This is a genomic window from Sphingomonas sp. SAFR-052, assembly GCF_051965015.1.
GTDB lineage: Bacteria > Pseudomonadota > Alphaproteobacteria > Sphingomonadales > Sphingomonadaceae > Sphingomonas.
This window is the reverse complement of the sequence record NZ_JBQCMO010000005.1, coordinates 275864-298249: the sequence shown is the minus strand read 5'-3', so window position 1 is coordinate 298249 and position 22386 is coordinate 275864. Positions and strand designations below refer to the sequence as shown.

Sequence of the window (22386 nt, the reverse complement as noted above, 5' to 3'; positions counted from 1 at the left end):
CTTGTCCGAACCCGTCCGCCTGCCTGACCTCGATCGTGCGATCGGGTTCACGCTGCCCGATCATCACGCCCGCGGTCGCGTCGTGCGGCTGGGGCCGGTGGCGCAGTCAATCCTTGCCGCCCACGCCTATCCCGCACCGATCGAGAAGCTGCTCGCCGAAACGCTGGCGCTGACCGCGCTGCTCGGCTCGACCCTGAAGGAGGCCGAAGGGCAGTTGACGCTGCAGGCGCAGACCCAGGGCGGGATCATCCGCTTGATGGTGTGCGATTACAAGAATGGCGAACTGCGCGGCTATGTCGATTTCGATGCCGAGCGGCTGGCCGAACTGGGCGAGGATCCGTCGCTGTTCGCGATGTTCGGGCAGGGGTATCTGGCGATCACCTTCGATCAGGTGACGTCGGGCGAGCGCTATCAGGGCATCGTGCCGCTCGACGGCGATTCAATCGCTGCGGCGGCGGAAAGCTACTTCCTGCAATCCGAACAGATCCCGTCGCTCGTCCGTCTGGGTATCGGCGTCGACGACAATGGGCAGCGCGTCGCCGGCGGTATCTTTCTGCAACATCTGCCCGAGGGTGAGGAAGGGCGCGAGCGACTGCACGTCCGGCTCGACCATCCCGAATGGCACCATGTCGAGGCGCTGGGGTCGACGATGGGCGCGGACGAACTGACCGACCCGATGATCCCGCTGGAAACGCTGGTCTGGCGCCTGTTCAACGAGGAACGCGAGGTCCGCATTCTCGCCAGCACCGCCCTTTCGCGTGGTTGTCGGTGCGACCGGGACTATATCGCCGGGGTGATCTCGCGCTTCCCGGTCGAGGAACGCGCGGCGATGGCCGACGAAAACGGCATCATCACCGTCGACTGCGCCTTTTGCGCGACGAAATTTCCGCTCGCGGTGGCCGACATCGCATCCTGACGCGTGCGGAAGGGGGACGTCATGGGGATTGGATCGTTACGTCGGGTCGCGGCGGCGCTGGTGCTGGTATCGGGCGGGGCAGTGGCACAGCCCGCTGCGGCGCCAACGTTGGTTGCGATGCGCGCGGTGGCGCCGGGCAACTGGTCGCTGCGCGCGACCGGATCGGCAGAGGCGGCGCGGGCCAGCTGCTTCGCCGATACCGCGGCGTTCCTGCGCCTGCGGCTGCGCAACGCCCAGTGCAGCCGGTTCGTCATCGACGATACGCCACGCCTGTCGACGGTCCATTATACCTGTCCCGGCATCGGCCATGTCCGCACGACCATCCATGTCGATACCCCGCGATCGCTGCGCATCGAGAGCGAAGGCATTGCCGATGGCATGCCCTTCGCCGATGCCTATGAAGCGCGCCGGATCGGCAATTGCGCGCGTGGCCAGCGTTAAGCCTATGTTTAGGGCGGACGCGTTATACGATGTGCGTGTCCGGTTGGGCACGCATGTTTCCCCTAAAGCATGGAACCCTCCGGGCCGCGTCACTGCGGCCCGCTCTTTTTCGGGCGGTTGCTCCGGCGCGCCGAAAGTCTTAGCGAGCGCAGCATGACGAATTCTCCCCTCAGCGTGGTGCTGGTGTCGGGCGGACTCGACTCGATGGTGTCGGCGGCGCTGGCACGCGAGGCGGGTCACCGGCTGCTGGCGCTGTCGATCGATTACAACCAGCGCCATCAGGTCGAACTGGAAGCGGCCAAGCGGATCGCGGCGCTGCTCGGCGCGGAACGGCATGTCATCTTGCCGCTCGACCTGTCCGCCTTCGGCGGGTCGGCGCTGACCGACATGTCGATCGACGTGCCCAAGGACGGTGTCGGCAACGAGATTCCGGTCACCTACGTCCCTGCGCGCAATACCATTTTTCTCAGCCTTGCGCTCGGCTGGGCCGAGGCGGCGGGCGCGCGCGACCTGTGGATCGGCGTCAATGCCCTCGACTATTCGGGCTATCCCGATTGCCGCCCGGACTTCATCGCCGGGTTCGAGGCGTTGGCCGAACTGGCTACCCGCGCCGGCAGCGACGGTGCGCGCTTCCGCATCCACGCGCCGCTGCAACACATGACCAAGGCCGATATCGCGCGCGAGGCGGACCGGCTGGGGCTCGATGCGGGGATGAGCTGGACCTGCTACGATCCGGTCGGCGACCTGCATTGCGGCCGCTGCGACAGTTGCCGCCTGCGCGCGCGCGGCTTTGTCGAGGCGGGCCTACCCGATCCGACCCGCTATGCGGAAACGCCCGACACCGGCCGATGACCTATTCGGTCAAGGAGATGTTCCTGACCCTGCAGGGGGAAGGGGTGCATGCCGGGCGACGCGCGGTGTTCGTCCGCTTTGCCGGCTGCAATCTGTGGACGGGTCGTGAGGTCGACCGCGCGACCGCGATCTGCCGCTTCTGCGATACCGATTTTGTCGGGACCGATGGCGTCGGCGGCGGCAAGTTCGCCGATGCGGCGCTGCTGGCGGCGGCGGTGGTCGGCCATTGGGGGCCGGAGCCGACGCGGCGGTTCGTGGTGCTGACCGGCGGCGAACCGATGCTGCAGATCGACGATGCGCTGGTCGACGCGCTGCACGGCGAAGGTTTCGAGATCGCGATCGAGAGCAACGGTACCATCGCGGCGCATCCCGGCATCGACTGGGTCTGCATCAGTCCGAAGGCCGGTAGCGAGGTCGTGCAACGCCATGGCGACGAACTGAAACTCGTTTGGCCGCAGGCCGGCATCGATGTCGATGCGATCGAGCAATGGGATTTCGCGCATCACCTCGTCCAGCCGATGGACGCGGTCGGGCAGGAGGCGTTCAACCGGGACGAGGCGGTCGCCTTCGCGATGGCGCGCCCCCGCTGGCGACTGTCATTGCAGACCCACAAGCTGCTGGGCCTGCGTTAGGCGGGTTTCGCCGCGATCGTGATTTCGTAGGCACCGATCAGCGGATCATGGTGCAGCGGTGCCCGCAACTGCCGCGACAGGCCGAGGATGATCCGGCCGTAACGGCTGGCGACCAGCGCATCGAGCTCCTCGCCCTCGACTAGTGCGGGTGAGCTCGCGCGTAACACCGCCGTCTCTGTATCGGGAACGGGGCGCAGCGAAATATTGATCTGCGCCTGCGGATTGACCGAGGCAGCCAGCTCGATGAGCTCGGTCAGTAGGAACGAAACCGCGACCGCGACGTCCTGCGTCACCAGCACCGGCTCGACATTCAGCGTGATGCCGAGTTTGGCGGTCTCGCTGGCCGAGGTCGCGCGGATGTTCGATGCCAGTTCACCGATCACTGATTTCAGCTCGAGCCCGCGATTTTCCTCCATCTCGGCATAATGATGCCGGTGGACGACCGCCAGCGCATCGACCCGGCGCTGAATGGTGGCATAGGCATCGGCCGCTGCCGCGCCATGGGCGCTGCGGGCGTGGAAATTGATAAGGCTGGCAATGACCTGCAGGTTGTTCTTGACGCGGTGATGCACCTCGCGCGTCAGCTTGGTCTGGCGCACCAGCCCGTCGGCCATCGACTGTTCGTGGCGCTCGACCGTATGGGTCAGTTCCTGGAACGTCTCGCCCAGGTCGGCGATTTCCTGCGCCGGGATCGCCCCCAGATTGACATCGGCCATCGGGTGACCCGGACGATAGCGTTCGATATCGTCGCGCAGTCGTCGCAGCGGCCGGATCAGCAGCCGGTCGACCACGAACCAGCCGATGCCGGTCGCGGCGAACCACATGACCAGCGGCAGCAGCATTGCAACAATCGTCGAGGACGTGATCGGCGCGCGACGTACCGCCATGGTGAAGGCGAGGTCGTCGATGCTCAGTGGAATGCGGACACGCTCCAGCCGTTCGACCCCCGACTCCGGCGGCAGGGTCGACAGGCTCAACTCGCCGTCGTCGTTGTGCAGAATGCCGCTTTCGAATGGCGTCGGAAAGGCGCTCGGCTGCGACCGGTCGCGCAGCAGAGTGGCCGGGAAAAAGGCGATGGCACGGGATTCGTTGGTGCCGTGGATGTCGAGCACGACCCCGGCATCGGGAACGACCTGCGCACGCACGCCGCCAGCGTCGGCGGCGCCGATCATGCGGACGGGAATGGCAGTGCCGCACACGAGGCGTCCGTCGGCCGAATAGATGGCGAAGCGGGCGCCGGTCGCGGCCTGTTGCGCGAACACCCCCTCGACCCGCGCGCAGCTGGGCGCGTTGGCCGGATCGGACGACAGCGCGGTCATCGCCACGCGCAGCGCGGTCATGTCGCCACCCAGTTCGATCGCAATCCCGCGCGAAGCCTCGACCGCCGCGACCCGCAGACGCGCACGCAGATCGAGGTCGGCGATACGCGAGGTCTGAAGCGTGGCGAACAGCGCGATAAGAGCCAACGGCAACAGCGCGGCGCTCAGGATCAGCATCAGTTTTGCGCCGGTCGGAACCCGTCGCAATGCGGCGGCCGGGCTGGCTGGCCTCCGCTTGGTTGTTACGGAATTGGTCACACCCTCGAAGCTATTTCAGCTTGTTCAACAGGTCGAGCATCTCGTCGGGAACCGATTCACCGGCCGCATCCTGATATACGGCGCGCAACGCGTTACCCAGGCTGGACGTGTCCTTCTTGTCCGGCTGCGTCGTCCCCGCGGATTTCGCGTTCGACTGCTGAACCGACTTCTCACCATCCTTCACGAAGCTATGCCTTCCCCCGACGCCCGGACATGACCCGGCACGAATACCTAACCGCCGACCGGCATCAAGACTGGCTTGCATCAGCATGTCGGGCGCACAGGAAACAAAAGACGTGCTCGTTGGTTCCATGCATCGACGCGAACTCGGGGGAGGCGCCTTTCCCGTGCCGTATCGTAGTAGAACGCAGTGTGCGAGCCGGTCTTACCCGCCGGGTCGCGACGAAGGAGACTTACCTGACCATGTCGCTCGGACAGCAGCTTGCGCCGCACCTCCCTTTCCTCCGGCGCTATGGCCGAGCACTCACCGGTAGCCAGAGCGAGGGCGACCAATATGTCCGCGCTACGCTGGAAGCGATCGTAGCGGCACCGGAAGAATTTCCGCGCGACGTCGATCCCCGGCTCGGCCTCTACCGCACCTTCCAGGCGATCTGGGCGTCGTCGCAGCCCGAGGCGTTCGGCGCCGCCAGCGCGTCGGGTACCGACAATGAGGCAATCGCCCAGGCGCGGCTTGCCCGCATCGCGCCGCTGTCGCGGCAGGCGCTGCTGCTGACCGCGATGGAAGGCTTCACGACCGAGGATGCGGCCTATCTGATCGAATCGACGCCCGAAGAGGTCGAAGATCTGGTCGCCGAGGCGCTGCGCGAGATCGAGCAGCAGACCCGGTCGCGCGTGATGATCATTGAGGACGAGCCGCTGATCGCGATGGACCTCGAGCAGATCGTCCGCGATCTGGGTCATGAGGTGACCGGCGTTGCCGTCACCCGCGACGAAGCGGTCGCGCTGGCGATGCAGGATCGTCCGGGGCTGGTGCTCGCCGACATTCAGCTGGCCGACGACAGTTCGGGCATCGACGCGGTCAAGGACATCCTGTCCGAATTCAATGTGCCGGTGATCTTCATCACCGCCTTCCCGGAACGGTTGCTGACCGGGGAGCGGCCTGAGCCGACCTTCCTCATCACCAAGCCGTTCCAGCGCTCGACCGTGAAGGCGGCGATCAGCCAGGCGCTGTTCTTCGACGAAGCGACCGTGCCGGAAGTCGCGGCATAACGGTACGGACCCAAAACGATCTTCGGGGGTTGATAGGCGATGGCAGACGATCAAGAACGCATCCATGTCAGCGCCACGGAAGCACGCGCCGGCGCTACCCCCGGGGTCACCCGCTATATTCTGGCGGTATCCCTGATCGCGGTGATCGCAGTCATGGCGTACATCCTGTTGTCCTGACGCTGGGGCCGGCGTCCGCCATCGGTTCGTCCCGGCGGCGCTGGCAATCGGCGATCGGCCTCCCTATGTTCGGGTCAGCCCTCGACCGGGCCGACTGCGTATCGAACGGATAAGAATGACTGAATCCGACATCACCGAGGACGCGGCAGGCGAGGTGCAGGAGCACGTCGCGCTCTCCGATCCCGAGTTCAAGAAGCAACTGGCACAGGTCATCCCGCATCTGCGCGCGTTTGGGCGTTCACTGTCGGGTAGTCGCGATCTGGCGGACGATTTGGTGCAGGAAACGCTGCTTAAGGCATGGGCGGCGCGACAGCGGTTCCAGGCCGGTACCAACATGCGGGCCTGGACCTTCATCATCCTTCGCAACCTGTATCTCTCGCAGATGCGCCGCGCGCGCTTCAAGGGCGAATGGGATGATCTGGTTGCCGACCGCATTCTCGCCGCACCCGCCAGCCAGGACCGCCATGTCGAGCTGGCCGATATGCAACGCGCGCTGCTGCACCTGCCGCAGCCGCAGCGCGAGGCGCTGATCCTTGTCGGCGCAGGCGGCTTTGCGTACGAGGAAGCGGCGGAAATCTGCAACGTCGCGGTCGGCACGATCAAGAGCCGGGTCGCACGGGGCCGGGTGGCGCTAGAGGCGCTGATGTCTGAAGGCAAGCTGCCGTCGCGCGCCGAACAGCCCGATAATGGCGGCCAAACGGTGCTCGACACCATCATGGGCGAAGTGGACGACCTCAGCCGCGATCGTTGATTTCGAGTTGCCGCGGCGGTCGTCGCGCTAGTCGGATCGAAAGACGATCATATCCCGGTGGAGGTCAGGGTGTGGTTGCCGGGCTCGTCAGCGATTTACTTATAGCCTTTAGCTAGACCCTTTAGCGGTCCGCCTGATCCAGCCTCCGCAGAACCTCGCTCCATGCCGCGGGCAACCGGCCGTCGCGGTGGTAGACCTGCCGCAACGCCCGCCCCACGCCTTCGCCCGGCGATGGAGCGCGCACGACCTGTCCGCGATCGGACGGGGACGCGCCAAGGGTCGGTTGCGTAGCCATAACGGTTCCAACGTGCGCATCGGTGTTTCGTTTCACGGGGTCGGGCCTTAGAATAAGCCGTGTTTCCCGTTCGATGGAGCCCGTCCAGCGATGCACTTGCCGGCTGAATTGTTGGATCGTGTTGGGGTGGGGGCGCCGTTCTTGTCGGTGTTGTTGAACCGCGAGGCGGCGTTTTTGAAGGCATTGCCGGGGTTTGACGTCGATGCGCTGGCGGTCGTTGCCGCCGATCCCGGCCTGCCGCTGGCGCAGCGGCTGCGGATCGAGCGGCGGCGGATCGCGTTGCTGGTCGCGCTCGGCGATCTGGTGGGGGCGTACGACCTGCGACGGGTGACGCAGACGCTGAGCGATTTTGCCGACCGCGCGCTGCACCGCGCGATCGTGGCGGCGATCGAGGAACGGACCCCCGGCGCCGAACCGGTCGGCTTCGCCGCGATCGCGCTTGGCAAGCAGGGTAGCCACGAGCTCAACTATTCGTCCGATATCGACCCGATCCTGATCTACGACCCGGCAACGCTGCCCCGGCGCGAGCGGGACGATCCGGCCGAAGCGGCGGTGCGGATCGCCAAGCGTGCGGTCGAACTGCTGCAGGCACGCGATGGCGATGGCTATGTGCTGCGCGTCGACCTGCGGCTGCGTCCCTCGCCCGAGGCGACGCCGATCGCGCTGCCGATCGATGCCGCGGTGTCCTATTATGAATCGGCCGCGCTGCCATGGGAGCGGGCGGCGTTCATCCGCGCGCGGGCGGCGGCGGGCGACGTCGCGCTTGGCAACCGCTTCCTCGACGCGATCCGGCCGTTCGTGTGGCGACGTGCGCTCGATTACGGCGCGATCGGCGAGATCCGCGAGATCACCCGTCGCATCCGCGATCATTATGCGCAGGGGCAGGCGTTCGGCCCCGGATACGACCTGAAGCGCGGGCGCGGCGGCATTCGCGAGGCGGAGTTCTTCGCGCAAGTCCATCAGCTGGTCCATGGCGGACGCGACCCGACGCTCCGGGCGCCCGCGACGCTCGACGCGCTGGCGGCGCTCGCGACAGGCGGGCGGATTTCGGCCGACGAAGCGCAGGTGATGGCGGACGGCTACACGCTGTTCCGCACGATCGAACATCGGTTGCAGATGGTCGACGATCGCCAGACCCATAGCCTGCCCGAACAGCGTGAGGCGCTCGACCAGGTGGCGCGGCTGCACGGTGTCGAGGACGGAGCGGCGTTGCTGGGCCTGCTCGCGCCGCATGTTGCGGCGGTGGGGGCGGTCTATGACCGGCTCGACGGGGCGTCCGAGCCGCGGCTGCCCGCCGATCCCCAGACGCTGGCCGACCGGCTGGAAGCGCTGGGCTTCGTATCGGGCGAACAGGCAGCGCGGCGGATCGCCGACTGGCGCGGCGGTGCCTATCCGGCGCTGCGCAGTCCGGCGGCACGCGCCGCGCTGGAAGACAGCCTGCCCGGCCTGATCGCCGGTCTTGCGACGGCATCCGACCCGCATGCCGCGCTGCTGCGCCTTGATGCGATGCTCGCGCGGCTCCCGAGTGCGATCAACCTGTTCCGCCTGCTCGAGGCGCAGCCGGCGCTGGCCCGGCTGTTGAGCACGATCCTGTGCCATGCGCCGACGTTGGCCGAGGCGCTGGCGCGGCGGGCGACGCTGCTCGACGGGCTAATCGATGCGCGCGCGCTCGAACCGGTCGGGTCGGTCGCCGAACTCGCGGCGGAAATGGCGGCGCGGCAGGTGGAGGGCTATGAACGGCTGCTCGACCATGTCCGCGACGTCGTCAATGAAAAGCGGTTCATGCTGGGGGTGCAGGTCGTCGCCGGGACCGGCGATCCGCTCGCCGTGGCCGATGGCTATGCGCGGGTCGCGGAAGCGGCGGTGCAGGTGCTCGCCGCTGCCACGATCGACGAATTCGCCCAGCGCCATGGCCGGGTGCCCGACAGCGAACTGATCGTGCTGGCGCTCGGCCGGCTGGGCGGCGGGGCGCTGACCCATGCCTCCGACCTCGACCTGGTCTACTGCTTCAGCGGCGATTTTTCCGCGGAATCGGACGGGGTCAAGCCGCTGGGGGCAGTGCTCTATTACAACCGGCTGGCGCAGCGGCTGACGGCGGCGTTGTCGGTGCAGACTGCTTCGGGGCCGCTGTACGAGGTGGATACGCGGCTGCGGCCGTCGGGGGCGCAGGGGCCGCTGGTCGTCTCGCTCGCCGGGTTCGAACGCTATCAGCGGGAAGATGCGTGGACGTGGGAGCATATGGCGCTGGCCCGCGCGCGGCCGATTGTCGGATCGGCGGCGGGCCGCGCGGCGGCGGTAGCGATCATCGCGCGGGTGTTGGCGGGCGACCGGCCTGACCGCGACGTTGCGGCGGACGCAGTGGCGATGCGCGCCGACATGGCCCGGCACAAGCCGCCCGCCGGCCCGCTCGATGCGAAGCTGGCGCCGGGCGGGCTCGTCGATCTCGAATTCGCAGTGCACGTCACGCAGTTGCTGAGCAGGGAGGGGCTGTCGCCGCGGCTGGGCGAGGCGATCGACGCGCTGGTCGCGGCGGGCCGATTGCCGGCCGGACTGCACGACGCGCATGATTTCCTGACCCGGCTGATCGTCGCGATGCGGCTGGTCGCGCCCGATGCGCAGGTCCCGGCCGAGACGACCCGCCCGATCCTCGCCGCTGCGCTTGGCTGTGCCGATTGGGAAGCGGTACTTGTCAGGCTCGACGCCGCGCGGCAGGTGGTCGGCGATACGTGGCAGGAGATGGCGAATGGCGTTGGCGATCGGTGACATGCTGCCCGCAGGTGAGGTGACGCTGGCGGATGGCACGCGGCTGCCGCTGCACGACCGGATCGGGCAGCCGTTGGTCGTCTATTTCTATCCCAAGGCCGATACGACCGGCTGTACGCGCGAAGCACAGGATTTTTCAGGCCTTGCCGACGATTTCGCAAAGGCCGGCGCAACTGTCCTCGCCATCTCGCGCGACACGCCGGCGAAGCTGGCGCGTTTCGCCGAAAAGCATGCGCTGACGGTCACGCTGGCGAGCGATGCCGATGGCGGCGTGTGCGACGCGTTCGGCGTCTGGGGCGAAAAGCAGATGTACGGTCGGACCTATATGGGGATCGAGCGAGCGACCTTCCTGTTCGATGCCGCGGGCCGACTGGTCCGCGCATGGCGCAAGGTAAAGGTTGCCGGCCATGCCGCCGAAGTGCTGGCCGCCGTTCGATCCTGAATTCGGCGAATCGATTGCATGGAAGATCGCGACCGCATTGTCCGGACCGGATGGTTAAACGACTGACCGCGCAAGTACGACGCTTTACCGCGCGGGTCGGGTCGGGCGCTTGCGTAACCCGCCCGCTATCCGGCAAGTCCCCTATCCGTCGATGCGCGGTGGGGCAAACCGTCGGGACATTGGGGTTCATCGTTCGTGTCGGCGTTTCCGGCGCGTGCATAACGCTCGGATAGCGGGACAGAATGTCGATTACTTCCGTATTGAAAACCAACGTCGCTCCCTTTGCCGGGTTCCGTTCGATCTTTCGTACGCGGCATTTTTTGTTCCATGACGGTGGCGGGATCCGTCGTCACACCATCACCGGCCGCAACCAAGTGGCGGCAGCGGGCCTTGCCGCGGTCACCATCGCCTTCTCGGCGTTCGGCATGAGCCAGGCGGCGACGAGCGCGGTGGCGACCTCGGACGAGAAGGTTGCAGCGATGCAACAGCAGGTCGACGCGATGCGTGCCGATGTCGCCCGCCTCCATGCCGATGCCCGCGCCCACGCCGCCCGGCTCGACAAGCGGCAGGCGGCATTGGCGGCGGTGCTGACCGGCGACGAGGATGCCGATGCGCTGGCGCTGGCCGCGCTGGATCAGGCGCCCGCGACGGGTGCCAATTTCGTCACCCGCCCGTTCGAGCGCGTCGCGCGGCAGCAGGCGGAAATGGCGTCGCAGGCCAAGGCGATTGCGGACGCCCGCTATGCCGATACCGCGCGCACCATCCGCAAGCTGGGGCTGAACCCGCGCCGCGTGATGCCGGCGATGGGTGGTCCATACGAACCGGTCGATGCCGCCACCGCCGCTGCGGCGACCGCCGCCTCCGCCACTGCCGATGCACAGGCAGATGCCCAGTTCCGCGCGCTGTTCCTCAGCTGGAAGAAGCTCGATACGCTCGAACAGGCGGCGATCTCGATCCCGTCCTATCAGCCGGTCGAGAGGCTGTCCTTCACCAGCAACTTCGGCGTCCGCTCCGACCCGTTCCGTGGCACCGCCGCGATGCATGCCGGGGTCGACATTCCCGGTCCGCTCGGCACCCCGGTCTATGCCACTGCCGACGGCATCGTCGCCCGCGCCGAACGCGCCGGCGGCTATGGCAACCTGATCGAGGTGAACCATGGCAAGGGCATCGCCACCCGCTATGGCCATTTGTCGAAGATCATCGTCCATGACAGCCAGCGCGTGAAGCGCGGCCAGCTCATCGGCCTGATGGGATCGACCGGCCGTTCGACCGGCAGCCATCTGCATTACGAAGTCCGTATCGACGGTTCGGCGGTCAACCCGGCCCCCTATCTGCAGGCGGGCGAACTGGCGATGGCGGCCGATCGGGCGCAGCGGCAGCGGGTGGCGATGGGCGGTCCCGTCGCCGACTGATTCACCGCCGATCGACGCCGCGCCGACTGGCCCGTTGCCGATCGTTCGCGGCGGGCCTATCTCAACGCGATGACGACCAGCTCCATCGATATCTCCCTGTCCGCCTCCGCCGCACAGCGCGTCGCGGCGATCGCCGCGAAACAGGCCAAGCCCGCCATCCTGCGCCTTTCGGTCGAAGGGGGCGGCTGTTCGGGTTTCCAATACCGTTTCGGACTGGCGGACACGGTCGAAGCCGACGATAGCGTCACGCAGACCGATGGCGTCACCCTGGTCGTCGACCCGGTCAGCATCGATCTGGTGCGCGGCAGCGAGGTCGATTTCGTCGAATCGCTGGGCGGCGCGGCGTTCCGCGTGACCAATCCGCAAGCGGCGTCGGGCTGCGGCTGCGGCACCAGCTTCGCGGTCTGACGTGCGGATCGTCACCTACAACGTCAACGGCATCAAGGCGCGGCTGCCGCGGTTGCTCGAATATCTGGCCGAGGAACAGCCGGATATCGTCTGTCTTCAGGAACTGAAATCGAGCGACGACACCTTTCCCGAAGCTGATATCCGCGCAGCCGGCTACGGCGCGCTGTGGCATGGGCAGAAGGGGTTCAACGGCGTCGCGGTGCTGGCGCGTGGCACCGACCCGGTCGAGCGGCAGCGCGGCCTGTCGGGCGAGCCCGAGGACGAGCATAGCCGCTATCTGGAGGCCGAGGTCGACGGGTTGGTCGTCGCCTCGATCTATCTGCCCAACGGCAATCCGCAGCCGGGGCCGAAATTCGACTATAAGCTGCGCTGGATCGACCGGTTGCGGAAGCGTGCGGCGGTGCTGCTCGCGGAAGAGCGCGCGGTCGTGCTGGCCGGCGACTATAACGTCATTCCCAATGACGACGACACCTTCTCGGTTCGAGCGATGCAGAGCGATGCGCTGATGCAGCCTGAATCGCGTGCCGGCTACCGCGCGCTGCTGGCCCAAGGATGGACCGACTCGCTACGTACCCGCTTTCCAAAGGGTAGCGTGTGGACCTTCTGGGACTATCAGGCCGGATCGTGGCAGCGCGATGCAGGCTTCCGCATCGACCATCTACTGCTTAGCCCTATCGCCGCCGACCGGATGATCGACGCGGGCGTCGACAAGGCGTATCGCGGCCGGGAAAAGGCGAGCGACCACGCGCCGACCTGGGTCCGACTGCGTTGATCGCGCGGCTGGCGGCGCTCGGCGCCGCGGCGTATCTTGCGAGCGGGGCAGCGCTGGCACGCGATTATTGTCCGACGCGGCCGAGCCTCGGCCAGTCGGCTTGCGTGCTGGATCCCGGCCGCGCGGCGGTGGAAACCGCGCTGTCCGATTGGGAGCGCGATGACGACAGCGATACCGTGCTGTTCGGCGACACGCTGTTCCGGCTCGGGCTGACCGACCGGATCGAGGCGCAGCTGAACTGGACTCCGCTCGGCATCGAACGCGACCGGACCAGCGGGCGGCGGACGACGCGGACCGGCGATATAGAGATCGGCGGCCGGATCGCACTGCGCAATCCCGATGGCAAAGGTCTGTCCTATGGGCTGCAACCATCGGTCACGGTGCCGGTCGGGCGTGCGCCGATCGGTGACGGTGGCTGGGGGGCGGGGATGGTCGCGCCGATCAGCTATGATCTCAGCAAGATTCTGAACCTGCAATTCTCTCCCCAACTGGCGTGGATGCCGCGTCAAGATGCGCCCGGCCATTTGGTGGCGGCTACCGCGACGCTCGGCCTCGGCATCGTCCTGTCCGATCGGTGCCAGCTGACGGCGGAGGGGCAATGGTCGCACGACGACGAGGCGACCGAGCGCCGGGTCGCGCTGGCAATCGCGTGGCAGGTGTCGCCCGACCTGCAGATCGACGCCGGCGGGGTCGCCGGGCTGGACGACGAGACGCCGGGATTGCGGGTCTATAGCGGTATTTCGCATCGTTTTTGATCGGGCGCGATCGATGCGTCGGATACTATCCCAACCGATGGTGGCAATTCCCGCGGATTGGTGGCGAATACCACATCTACAACTGTAGTCAACCTACAAGTCATTGAAAAACAGGGAAATATGAAACTGGCACGGTCGCTGCAAAGCTAGTGGCATGTTCGGAAACACACCGGACGCGCACAGGGAGACAGCATCATGACCGCCATTCGCTTTGCCACTTCGATCGTCCTCGGCCTCGTCGCCACCACTTCGGCCTTCGCTGCCGAACCCGAAGCGGCACCCGTTGCGACGCCGAGCCCAGTCGCTGCCACCGCCGCCGTATCGGTGCTGCCGCTGACCGTCACGCTCGCCGCCGGACCCGCCGCCGTCGCGTACAAGGCCGCGCCGAACGCGCGCTACTGCTTCCGCACCGAACGCACCGGTTCGCGCATCATGCCGCGCGTCTGCAAGACCCGTGCCGATTGGCAGGCGATGGGTGTCGATCTCGACGCCGCGCTGGCCGGCCGCTGAGTTTCAGGAACGGGAGGGACTACCATGATCGCAACCTTGCTGGCCGCACTGGTCGCCGCCACCGCGCCTGCCGCCGAAGCACCGGCGCAGCCGACCACTCCGGTCGCCACCACGCCGCGCATCAAGCGCTACTGCATCATCGATCGCCGCGAAGGGTCGCTGCTAAAGGGCAAGATCTGCCGGACCCGCGACGAATGGCGCGCCCGCGGCTTCGACCCGGTCCTCGTGCTGATGCGTGACTGACGATGACGATCGCCGCCGGGGCGGGGCACCCGGCGGCCGTCCTCTTCAGAAGGTACGTTCGTACATCTGATAGACGCGGTTGATCTTGCTATCGATGGTGGTGGCGATCGCGTTCATGCCCTGATTGTCGTCGAGCACCCAGCCGATCTCGCCGCGCGACGCGCCGAACTTCGCCACCGCATCGCGGCGGATATATTCGATCATCATGAAGGCCAGCTGGCTCGCCATGCGCGATGCCTGCAACCGCTTCACGACGCCCATCAGCGGCACGCGCATCGTCCGCGCCTTGGGTGCGCGCAGCCACAGCAGCAGCTTCAACCAGTTGAACGGCAGCAGCGACCCGCCCATCGGCTTCAGCGGCTCGTTCATGTCGGGCAGGGTAATCATGAACGCGACCGGTTCACCGTCCAGTTCGGCGATACGGATCAGATCCTCGAACACCAGCGGCTTCAGCTTCTTGCCGACATCGTCGACCTCGGGCCGGGTCAGCGGTACGAAGCCCCAATTGTCCGACCATGCGTCGTTTAGGATGCGCAGAATGATCGCGGCTTCGTCGGCGAACTTCGCCTTGTTGACGCGGCGGATGCGGATGCGTTCGTTCTTCTCGCCCGCCGCCACGATGCGCTGCACGATCGGCGGGAAATCCTTGGTGATGTCGAGCTCATAGGTCACGAGCTGCTTGACCGGGGCATAGCCGGCCCCTTCGATCCAGCCGCGATACTGCGGCAGGTGATGGCCCATCAGCACCGTCGGGCTATGGTCGTGGCCCTGGATCAGCAGCCCCGGCTCTTCCCAGATCGACAGCGCCACCGGGCCGATCGCGCGGGTCATGCCCTTGTCGCGCAGCCAATGCTCCGCCTGCGCGATCAGCGCGGTGGCGGTCGCCTCGTCCTCCGCCTCGATCATGCCCCAGAAGCCGACGCCGGGGCCGAACCCCTTGTCCGCCGGCATGGTCAGCGCGAGCGTGTCGATATGCGCCGAGATACGGCCGACGACCCGGCCGCCGCGTTCGGCGAGGAACAACTGGCCCTCGGCATGGCTGAACCAGCCATTCTTCTTCGGATCGATCGTCGCCGCGACTTCGGTCTTGAGCGGCGGCACCCAATGCGGATCGTTGGCATAGAGGCGATAGGGCAGGGCGATGAACGCCTTGCGATCGGTCCCGTTCAGAACCGGACGAACCTTCACCTGCGTATCCGACATTGTATCCCCCAAACGACAACGGGGCGGCAATGCGCCGCCCCGTCCCAAACATCAAATGACAAATCGGTCATCCGCGATAGCGCGGATGACCCTTCGCCACGCCACCCGACAGTTCGGCGACCTTCGGATACTTCTTCGCCACGTCCTCGGTATAGCCGAGATTGAAGACGGTCGGGCTCTTTTCCGGGCGCTCCGACCGCTCGTAATGGGTGCCGAACACCTTATCCCAAAAGAAGTTGGTGATGCCGAAATTGCCATGTTCGTCGTGGAAATGGTGCGCCATGTGCTTGCGCTTCCACGCGACCAGCAGCTTGTTCTTGGGCTTGTAGGCCAGATGCTGGATGCAGTGGCAGAATTCGTAGAAGCAGGTGGTGAGCAGGCCCGTGGCCAGCGCCGCCATCGCGCCCCCGAAACCGCCGATCAGATAGCCGACCGGTGCGGTCGCCATCGCGATCGCGGGTAGGGTGGTGTGCAGCGCGCCGAACAGCACCTCCAGATGATTGGGGTCCTGATGGTGATCGTAATGGATCCGCTTCCACGTCGCGGCGAGCGGCGAAATCTTGAACATCCAGTTGGAATGCAGCACCCAGCGGTGCAGTACATACCACACCAACGGATAGGCGAGGACCGCGACCCCGACCGACGCCAGCGTCGGCAGCAACGGCGCAGGCGACCAGACGAACAGGCCGATCGCGACGAACGACAGCGCGATATAGGCGATGATCGCCGGATACTGAAAATACGCGACGACAAGCTCCTTGAAGGTCATCTTGTCGAGATGGTGCGACTTCTTCCAGAAGCCCTGCTTCTCGGTGATCGCGTTCATCGGGCCAACTTCCTCAACTCATTCCTCGATCGGGCGATGCCGCCCATCATCCGCATCTGGGGACGATTTGCGGCCAAAGTACGACGATCCTGCGTCATTCCTCGGTTCGGATCAGCACCGCTTCGCCGATCAGGAAGAACAGCAGAAACGGCGCCCATGCGGCTAGGAACGGGGGATAGGCGCCAAGGTTGCCCATCGCCAACGCAAAATTGTCCGCCACGAAATAGGTAAAGCCGAGCGCCATGCCAATGACCGCGCGCACGAACAATTTTCCAGACCTTGCGACGCCGAATGCGGCGACCGCGGCCAGCAGCGGCATGAGCACCGCCGACAGCGGCCCCGACAGCTTGTGCCACAGCGCCCCTTCCAGCGCCTTGGTCGGGCGGCCCGCTTCGGTCAGGTCGTCGATCGCGCGCGCCAATTGGGCGAAGGACAGGCCGTCGGGATCGACATTCTGGAGCGTGAACTGGTCGGGCCGTACCCCGCCGGCGATACGCAGCGTGCCCAGCCGTTCGCGCACGCCGGTCGCCACGGTGAAACGTTCGGCATTCTCGATCCGCCACGCTCCGTTCTCGCGCCGGCCGCTGCTGGCGGTCGTCAGGGCACGCAGCGAGGAACCGTCGCGCGAGTAGACGGTGATACCGCGCAGCCGGGTCTGTTCGCCACGTCCCGCCACCCGCGCCACCTGAATCAGATTGTCGCCGTCGCGGACCCAGACGTTGGTGCGTTCGCCGCGATCGACCGGGATCGGACCGTAATCCACATCGTCCCATGCCGTCAGCGTCGCCGTCGCCCGCGCCACCACCCGTTCGTTGAAGGCGAACGACAGCGCCGCCACCCCGAAGCTGGCGAGGATCAGCGGGGCCAGCACCTGATGTGCCGACAGGCCGGCGGCCTTCAGACTGATGATCTCGCTATTCTGGTTGAGTTGGGTCAGCGTCAGGATCGTGCCGAGCAGCACCGAGAAGGGCAGGAAGCGCGCGACGATTTGCGGCGCGCGCAGCGAGACATAGCGCAGGATCTCGGCCTGCCCGTTACCCGGCTGGGCAAGGATCTTGCCGCTTTCCGACAGCAGGTCGAGCGCCTGCAGCACCAGCACCAACGCGAACAGGATGGCGAAGGTGCGCACGAGGAACAGCCGCGCCATGTAGATGGCGACCGTGCTCGACGGAAAGAAGGCGCGCATCAGGCTGCTGCCTTGCGCCGGCCGGGCAGATAACGGCCGATGAACTTGCCGATCTTGGCGGCACCCCGCTCCAGCCCGCCGATCGGTTCGCCGCCCGGCACGCGCGCGATCACCCAATACAGGCGGAACACCAGAGCCGCGAACAGCAGGAACGGCACCCACAGGGCGATGATCGGATCGATCCGCCCGAGCCCGCCGACCGCCTCGCCATATTCGTTGACCTTGTGATAGGTCACGATCATCACGATCGACAGGAAGACGCCCAGCGCCGACGACGACCGTTTCGGCGGCACGCCCAGTGCGAGTGCCAGCATCGGCAGCAGGAACATCGTCGCGACCTCGGCCAGTCGGAAGTGGAAATTCGCGCGCGCGGCGTCGCGGTCCTCCTCGCTGACATTCGGGTTCTTGCCCGTGATCGCCAGCTGCGGCAGCGTCTGTTCGAGATCGCGGCCCCCGCGCGGACGGAAATTGCCGAACTTGGGCAGGTCGATCGGCAGGTCGTGCGCGGTGAAGGTCAACGTGCGGGGAACGCGAAAATCGGGCGCATTGTGGATCAGCGTGCCGTTGGTCAGGCGGAAGATGATCGTATTGGGATCGTCGGTGCGCAGGAACTGACCGCGTTCGGCGGTGACGCCCAGCCACTGGCCGTCGGGGCGGCTGGCCTGCACGAAGATGCCACGCAGATCGGCACCCGAATCGCGGCTTTCCTCGATCCGCAGCGTCATCCGGTCGCCGAGCTTGGTGAATTCGCCGACCTTGATCGAGGCACCCAGCGCACCGGTGCGGAGTTCGAAGCGGAGAGCCTCGTAATTATAGCGGGCCAGCGGCTGGATATAGCCCACGATGGCAAGGTTCGCCGCCGCCAGCACCGTCGCATAGATGAACGGCACGCGCAGCAGCCGCCAATAGCTCATGCCGACGCCCAGCATCACGTCGAGCTCGGACGAGGTCGCCAGTTTGCGGAAGGCCAGCAGGATGCCGAGCATCAGGCCGATCGGGATGCCGAGCCCCAGATATTCGGGCAGCAGATTGGCAAGCATCCGCCACACCACGCTGACCGGTCCGCCCTCCGCCGCGACGAAATCGAACAGACGCAGCATCCGGTCGAGGACGAGCAACATCGCCGAAATCAACAGCGTAGAGAAAAGCGGCACCGCGATCAGCCGGGCCATGTAGCGATCGATCGATGGCATGGGGGACGGCTATACCGAAGGTTGCGGGCGAAGCTAGTCCCGTTGCGATCCTCCCCGGCACGGGCGAGGGGGACCGCCGCGAAGCGGTGGTGGGGGGGCGCCTCGGCACGCTACCGTTGCGTGTGCCGCCACCCCCTCCACCATCCTGCGGATGGTCCCCCTCCCCGCGGGGCGGGGAAGATTTAGAGGACGCCTACGGCCTTACCTGCCGCCTCGAACATGCCAAGTATCGTTTCGACCTGCTCGGCGCTATGCTCGGCGCACAGCGAGCAGCGCAGCAGGAAGGTGCCAGCCGGGGTCGCGGGCGGGCGGGCCATGTTGACGTACAGACCACCTTCGAGCAGCGCCTGCCACATCGCCACCGCCTGCGTCTGATCCTCGAGGATCACGGCGATGATCGCCGATTGCGGCGTATCGGTACCGAGCTTGAAGCCGAGGTCCTTCAACCCGCCATGCAGCCGCTTCGAATTGCGCCACAGATGCGCGCGCTTGTCGCCGGCATGCATCAGCTTGCGGATCGAGGTGGCGGCAGTGGCGACGACCGACGGCGGAAGCGATGCGGTGAACACATAGGGACGGCAGACCAGCCGCATCACGTCGAACTTCGGATGGTTCGACACGCAGAAACCGCCGACCGTGCCGACCGATTTCGAGAAGGTGCCGACGACGAAATCGACGTCCTTCTCGACGCCCTGTTCCTCGTACACGCCGCGGCCATTGGGGCCGAAGAAGCCCATGCCATGCGCTTCGTCGACCAGCACCATTGCGCCATGCTTCTTCGCGACCGCGACCATTTCGGGCAGCGGCGCGATGTCGCCGAGCATCGAATAGACGCCCTCCAGCACAACCAGCTTGCCCGGTTCCTTGGGCAGGCGGCCCAGCCGGCGGTCAAGGTCCTCGACCGAATTGTGGCGAAAGCGGACGATCTCGGCATTGCCGAGCGAGCAGCCGTCATAGATCGATGCGTGGCTGTCGGCGTCGAGGATGATATACTCGCCCTTGCCCGCCAGCGTCGAGATGATTCCGAGGTTCGCTTGGTATCCGGTCGAGAACACCATGGCATGGTCGGTGCCGTAGAATTCGCGCAGCGCCGCCTCGCAATCCTTGTGCGGGTCGTAGGTGCCGTTCAATACCCGGCTGCCGGTCGTGCCCGATCCGAAATCATCGAACGCCTGCTTGCCCGCGGCGATCACGTCGGGGTCGAAGGTCATGCCCATATAGTTATAGGTGCCGAGCAGGATCGTGTCCTTGCCGCGGATCACCGCCTGGGTCGGCGACGTCACCTTGTCCATGACGATCGCGAAGGGATCGCGCACCCCGGTCGCCAGCAGCGCCTCGCGCTCGGCGATCAGCGGATCGAACTTGCTGAACAGGTCGCGTTCGGGCGCGACCGGTTCGAGCGAATCGGACAGGGCGTGGGCGGTGGCGGCGGCTTCGGTCATGGGTTCGGTCTTTCGGGGCCGGGCAGGGCGGTCAGGCGGTCTTGAGCTTTTCGACGGCATCGGCCAGCTGGCCGACGGTTTCGATATCGGCCTGCATGTTCATCGTGATGACGATGTCGAATTCGTCCTCCACCGCCGCGACGAAATCCATCACGGTCAGGCTGTCCCATTCGAGATCGCCGGCGAACGTCGTCGCCTCGGTCAGCGCGACGCCCTTCTTGTTGAACGGTTCGATCAGGCCGGTGATGGTTTCGAGGGTGGCGGCACGGTCGCTCATGCGGGTCTTTCCAATATGCGTGGTTGCGCGGGCCTATAGCAGACCGTGCGCGCGATACCATGCCGCGGTGTCGGCAAGGCCGCGCGGCGTGGCGATGCGGGGTTCCCACAGGCGCGGATCGGGGCGGCGCGCCGGGTCGGCGGTCCAGTCGGGATGCGCCAGATAGCGGGCGCGGTCCTCGGTCAGCTTGGCCGCCGCGCCGCGAAATTTCCGGTCGAGCTTTGCACCGATCCGCAACAGCCCGGCCGGCAGATGCATCGGCAGCACCCGCTGCCCGACGGCATCGCCGATCAGCTTGGCGAGCTCGGCATGGCTCATCGGATTGCCGTCATCGACCTCGAGGATCGCGCGCGGACCCCCGCTGTCGGCCAGCGCCAGCAGCAGCCGGGCGAGATCGTCGACCGCGACCAGCGCGACCCGTCCCGGCGGGGGCAGCAACGCCAGCCCCATCTGTGCCATGCGGAACATGTCGCGCATCTCGGTATCGCCTGGCCCATAGACGCCGCTCGGCCGCACGATCGTCCAGTCGCGATCGCTCGCCGCGACCAGGTCCTCGCCGGCGCGCTTCGAGGCGCCATAGGTCGACAGGTGCGGCTCGCGGGCGGACAGCGACGAGACATGGACGAAGCGCCGGACGCCGCCGCCTTCCGCTGCATCGAGGATCGCGCGGGTGCCGGTGACGTTGCCGGCGGTGAACCCCGCGACGTCGGGCGCGTTCACGACGCCCGCAACATGGACGACGACATCGGCTTGCGCGACCAGTTCGCTCAAGGACTCGGGCTTGTCGAGTGCGCCGCGAACCCAGCTGACATTCGGTTCGGCCGGCTGCGCCCGGCGGGTCAGTGCGCGGACGTGCCAGCCCTGGCCGACCGCCTGCGCGATCACGCGGCGCCCGACAAAGCCGGTGCCGCCGGTCAGCGCCATCGTCCTCACAACAGGGCCATATGGTTGCGATGGACCAGCGCCGATCGCGGGGCATAGCCGAGCAGCATGGCCAGTTCGTCGCTGCGCCGCCCGACAATGCGCGCGACTTCGCCGGCATCATATTCGACCAGCCCGCGCGCGATCGTGCGGTTGTCGGCATCGACGATGCGGATCAGGTCGCCGCGGACGAACTCGCCCTCGACCGCGACCGCGCCCGCCGCCAACAGGCTGCGCCCGGTCGCCAGCGCCTTCGCCGCACCGGCATCAATACGGATCGCGCCGCGATCGGTCAGCCCGCCGGACAGCCATGCCTTGCGCGCCGGGGCGTTGCCGGCGGTGGCGAAGACGGTGCCATGGCCGGTTTCGCCGAACCGCGCGAGCGGATGGTCGATCCGCCCGCTGGCGATGGCGAGGTTGGCGCCGGCGCTGGTGGCGATGCGGGCCGCTTCGACCTTCGACACCATGCCGCCCGACCCCATGCCCGATGACGATTTCGCATCGGCCATGGCCATGATCGTGGCATCGATCTGCGCGACATGGGGGATCAGCCGGGCGTCCGGGTTGCTGTGCGGGTTCGAATCGTAGAGGCCGTCGATATCGGACAGCAGGACGACGCCGTTCGCGCGCGCGGCGGCGCCGACACGGGCGGCGAGACGGTCATTGTCGCCGAACCGGATTTCCTCGGTCGCCACGCTGTCATTCTCGTTGACGACCGGCACCACGCCGAGCGTCAGCAACCGCCCGAGCGTTGCCGAGACGTTGAGATAGCGGCGGCGATCCTCGAGATCGTCGAGCGTCACCAGCAGTTGCGCCGCGGTCAGGCCGTGGCGGCCAAGCAAGTCGGCCCAGATGCTCGACAGCGCAATCTGTCCGGTCGCCGCCGCCGCCTGCGCGTCCTCGAGGCTGGCGCGACCGCCCTTGGCCAGCCCCAACCGCCGCGCGCCCAGCGCGATCGCGCCCGAGGAGACGATGACGATCTGCTGCCCGGCAGCCACCCGCGCAGCGATGTCGGCAACGAGCGACGCGAGCCAGTCCCGGCGCGGCTGTCCGTCCGGCGCGACTAGCAGCGCGGAGCCGACCTTGACGACCAGGCGCGGACAGTTCTGAGGAGAAAACTCCTCCCCGGCACGGGGAGGGGGACCAGCCGCAGGCTGGTGGA

At 66.7% G+C, this 22386-nt stretch carries 25 protein-coding genes; 15 read left to right on the top strand and 10 right to left on the bottom strand.

Annotated features, from left to right (window positions below):
* Window position 1 precedes the first annotated feature (1 nt).
* The 4 genes from hslO (at window position 2) to queE (ending at window position 2841) form a co-directional block, all read left to right on the top strand.
* A complete protein-coding gene (gene hslO, locus ACTHQV_RS11255; protein ID WP_440490329.1) occupies window positions 2-916 on the top strand; it encodes an Hsp33 family molecular chaperone HslO in 915 nt (304 codons plus the stop codon).
* 21 nt (window positions 917-937) lie between these two features.
* Entirely contained in the window at window positions 938-1357 is a 420-nt protein-coding gene (locus ACTHQV_RS11250) for a DUF3617 domain-containing protein (protein ID WP_440490328.1), read from the top strand.
* A 69-nt stretch (window positions 1358-1426) separates the two neighbouring features.
* Entirely contained in the window at window positions 1427-2209 is a 783-nt protein-coding gene (gene queC / locus ACTHQV_RS11245; protein WP_440490326.1) for a 7-cyano-7-deazaguanine synthase QueC, read from the top strand.
* On the top strand, window positions 2206-2841 hold the full coding sequence (gene queE / locus ACTHQV_RS11240) for a 7-carboxy-7-deazaguanine synthase (protein WP_440490325.1): 636 nt from the start codon (window positions 2206-2208) through the stop codon (window positions 2839-2841). The genes queC and queE overlap by 4 nt, the downstream gene beginning before the upstream one ends.
* On the opposite strand, the gene ACTHQV_RS11235 is transcribed toward queE, so the two are convergent.
* Together ACTHQV_RS11235 and ACTHQV_RS11230 are read right to left on the bottom strand one after the other, a co-directional pair.
* A complete protein-coding gene (locus ACTHQV_RS11235; protein ID WP_440490323.1) occupies window positions 2838-4337 on the bottom strand; it encodes a sensor histidine kinase in 1500 nt (499 codons plus the stop codon). The two genes, queE and ACTHQV_RS11235, sit on opposite strands and share 4 nt — an antisense overlap.
* A 91-nt stretch (window positions 4338-4428) precedes the next feature.
* Entirely contained in the window at window positions 4429-4689 is a 261-nt protein-coding gene (locus ACTHQV_RS11230) for a NepR family anti-sigma factor (protein ID WP_440490321.1), read from the bottom strand.
* A 152-nt stretch (window positions 4690-4841) separates the two neighbouring features.
* Here ACTHQV_RS11230 and ACTHQV_RS11225 point away from each other — a divergent pair, with 152 nt between their 5' ends.
* The 11 genes from ACTHQV_RS11225 (at window position 4842) to ACTHQV_RS11175 (ending at window position 14176) form a co-directional block, all read left to right on the top strand.
* The gene (locus tag ACTHQV_RS11225; RefSeq protein WP_440490320.1) at window positions 4842-5648 is read left to right on the top strand and encodes a response regulator; all 807 of its coding nucleotides are present in this window, start codon (window positions 4842-4844) and stop codon (window positions 5646-5648) included.
* Window positions 5649-5687: 39 nt separating this feature from the next.
* Window positions 5688-5825, top strand: a complete 138-nt coding sequence (locus ACTHQV_RS11220; protein ID WP_440490319.1) for a hypothetical protein — start codon at window positions 5688-5690, stop codon at window positions 5823-5825.
* A gap of 115 nt (window positions 5826-5940) precedes the next feature.
* Window positions 5941-6576 carry a sigma-70 family RNA polymerase sigma factor gene (locus ACTHQV_RS11215; protein WP_440490317.1) on the top strand — a complete coding sequence of 212 codons (636 nt, stop codon included), beginning with the start codon at window positions 5941-5943 and terminating at the stop codon, window positions 6574-6576.
* Between the two features lie 385 nt (window positions 6577-6961).
* On the top strand, window positions 6962-9634 hold the full coding sequence (locus ACTHQV_RS11210) for a bifunctional [glutamine synthetase] adenylyltransferase/[glutamine synthetase]-adenylyl-L-tyrosine phosphorylase (protein ID WP_440490316.1): 2673 nt from the start codon (window positions 6962-6964) through the stop codon (window positions 9632-9634).
* The gene (locus ACTHQV_RS11205; RefSeq protein ID WP_440490314.1) at window positions 9615-10076 is read left to right on the top strand and encodes a peroxiredoxin; all 462 of its coding nucleotides are present in this window, start codon (window positions 9615-9617) and stop codon (window positions 10074-10076) included. Before ACTHQV_RS11210 ends, ACTHQV_RS11205 begins: the two co-directional genes overlap by 20 nt.
* A gap of 242 nt (window positions 10077-10318) precedes the next feature.
* Window positions 10319-11488, top strand: a complete 1170-nt coding sequence (locus ACTHQV_RS11200) for a M23 family metallopeptidase (RefSeq protein ID WP_440490312.1) — start codon at window positions 10319-10321, stop codon at window positions 11486-11488.
* Window positions 11489-11557: 69 nt separating this feature from the next.
* The gene (erpA, locus tag ACTHQV_RS11195; protein WP_440490311.1) at window positions 11558-11896 is read left to right on the top strand and encodes an iron-sulfur cluster insertion protein ErpA; all 339 of its coding nucleotides are present in this window, start codon (window positions 11558-11560) and stop codon (window positions 11894-11896) included.
* Between the two features lies 1 nt (window position 11897).
* Window positions 11898-12668, top strand: a complete 771-nt coding sequence (gene xth / locus ACTHQV_RS11190) for an exodeoxyribonuclease III (RefSeq protein WP_440490310.1) — start codon at window positions 11898-11900, stop codon at window positions 12666-12668.
* Window positions 12665-13423, top strand: coding sequence for a transporter (locus tag ACTHQV_RS11185; RefSeq protein WP_440490309.1), 759 nt, complete (start codon window positions 12665-12667; stop codon window positions 13421-13423). The genes xth and ACTHQV_RS11185 overlap by 4 nt, the downstream gene beginning before the upstream one ends.
* Window positions 13424-13618: 195 nt before the next feature.
* A complete protein-coding gene (locus ACTHQV_RS11180) occupies window positions 13619-13933 on the top strand; it encodes a hypothetical protein (RefSeq protein WP_440490307.1) in 315 nt (104 codons plus the stop codon).
* A gap of 24 nt (window positions 13934-13957) precedes the next feature.
* Window positions 13958-14176, top strand: a complete 219-nt coding sequence (locus ACTHQV_RS11175) for a hypothetical protein (RefSeq protein WP_440490306.1) — start codon at window positions 13958-13960, stop codon at window positions 14174-14176.
* A gap of 45 nt (window positions 14177-14221) precedes the next feature.
* Here ACTHQV_RS11175 and ACTHQV_RS11170 read toward each other — a convergent pair whose 3' ends face one another.
* From ACTHQV_RS11170 to proB, 8 genes are all read right to left on the bottom strand, one after another.
* A complete protein-coding gene (locus ACTHQV_RS11170) occupies window positions 14222-15379 on the bottom strand; it encodes an N-acetyltransferase (RefSeq protein WP_440490304.1) in 1158 nt (385 codons plus the stop codon).
* A gap of 67 nt (window positions 15380-15446) precedes the next feature.
* Complete coding sequence (locus tag ACTHQV_RS11165; RefSeq protein ID WP_440490303.1) at window positions 15447-16205, bottom strand: sterol desaturase family protein; 759 nt, start codon at window positions 16203-16205, stop codon at window positions 15447-15449.
* A gap of 94 nt (window positions 16206-16299) precedes the next feature.
* Complete coding sequence (lptG, locus tag ACTHQV_RS11160) at window positions 16300-17391, bottom strand: LPS export ABC transporter permease LptG (RefSeq protein ID WP_440490301.1); 1092 nt, start codon at window positions 17389-17391, stop codon at window positions 16300-16302.
* The gene (gene lptF, locus ACTHQV_RS11155) at window positions 17391-18584 is read right to left on the bottom strand and encodes an LPS export ABC transporter permease LptF (protein ID WP_440490299.1); all 1194 of its coding nucleotides are present in this window, start codon (window positions 18582-18584) and stop codon (window positions 17391-17393) included. Before lptF ends, lptG begins: the two co-directional genes overlap by 1 nt.
* 182 nt (window positions 18585-18766) lie before the next feature.
* Window positions 18767-20026 carry a serine palmitoyltransferase gene (gene spt, locus ACTHQV_RS11150; protein ID WP_440490298.1) on the bottom strand — a complete coding sequence of 420 codons (1260 nt, stop codon included), beginning with the start codon at window positions 20024-20026 and terminating at the stop codon, window positions 18767-18769.
* Window positions 20027-20057: 31 nt separating this feature from the next.
* Entirely contained in the window at window positions 20058-20303 is a 246-nt protein-coding gene (locus ACTHQV_RS11145) for an acyl carrier protein (RefSeq protein ID WP_056451047.1), read from the bottom strand.
* Between the two features lie 33 nt (window positions 20304-20336).
* Complete coding sequence (locus ACTHQV_RS11140) at window positions 20337-21227, bottom strand: SDR family oxidoreductase (RefSeq protein ID WP_440490413.1); 891 nt, start codon at window positions 21225-21227, stop codon at window positions 20337-20339.
* Window positions 21228-21232: 5 nt separating this feature from the next.
* Window positions 21233-22318: a glutamate 5-kinase gene (gene proB, locus ACTHQV_RS11135; RefSeq protein ID WP_440490412.1), complete on the bottom strand. Its 1086-nt coding sequence runs from the start codon at window positions 22316-22318 to the stop codon at window positions 21233-21235.
* Window positions 22319-22386: the final 68 nt, after the last annotated feature.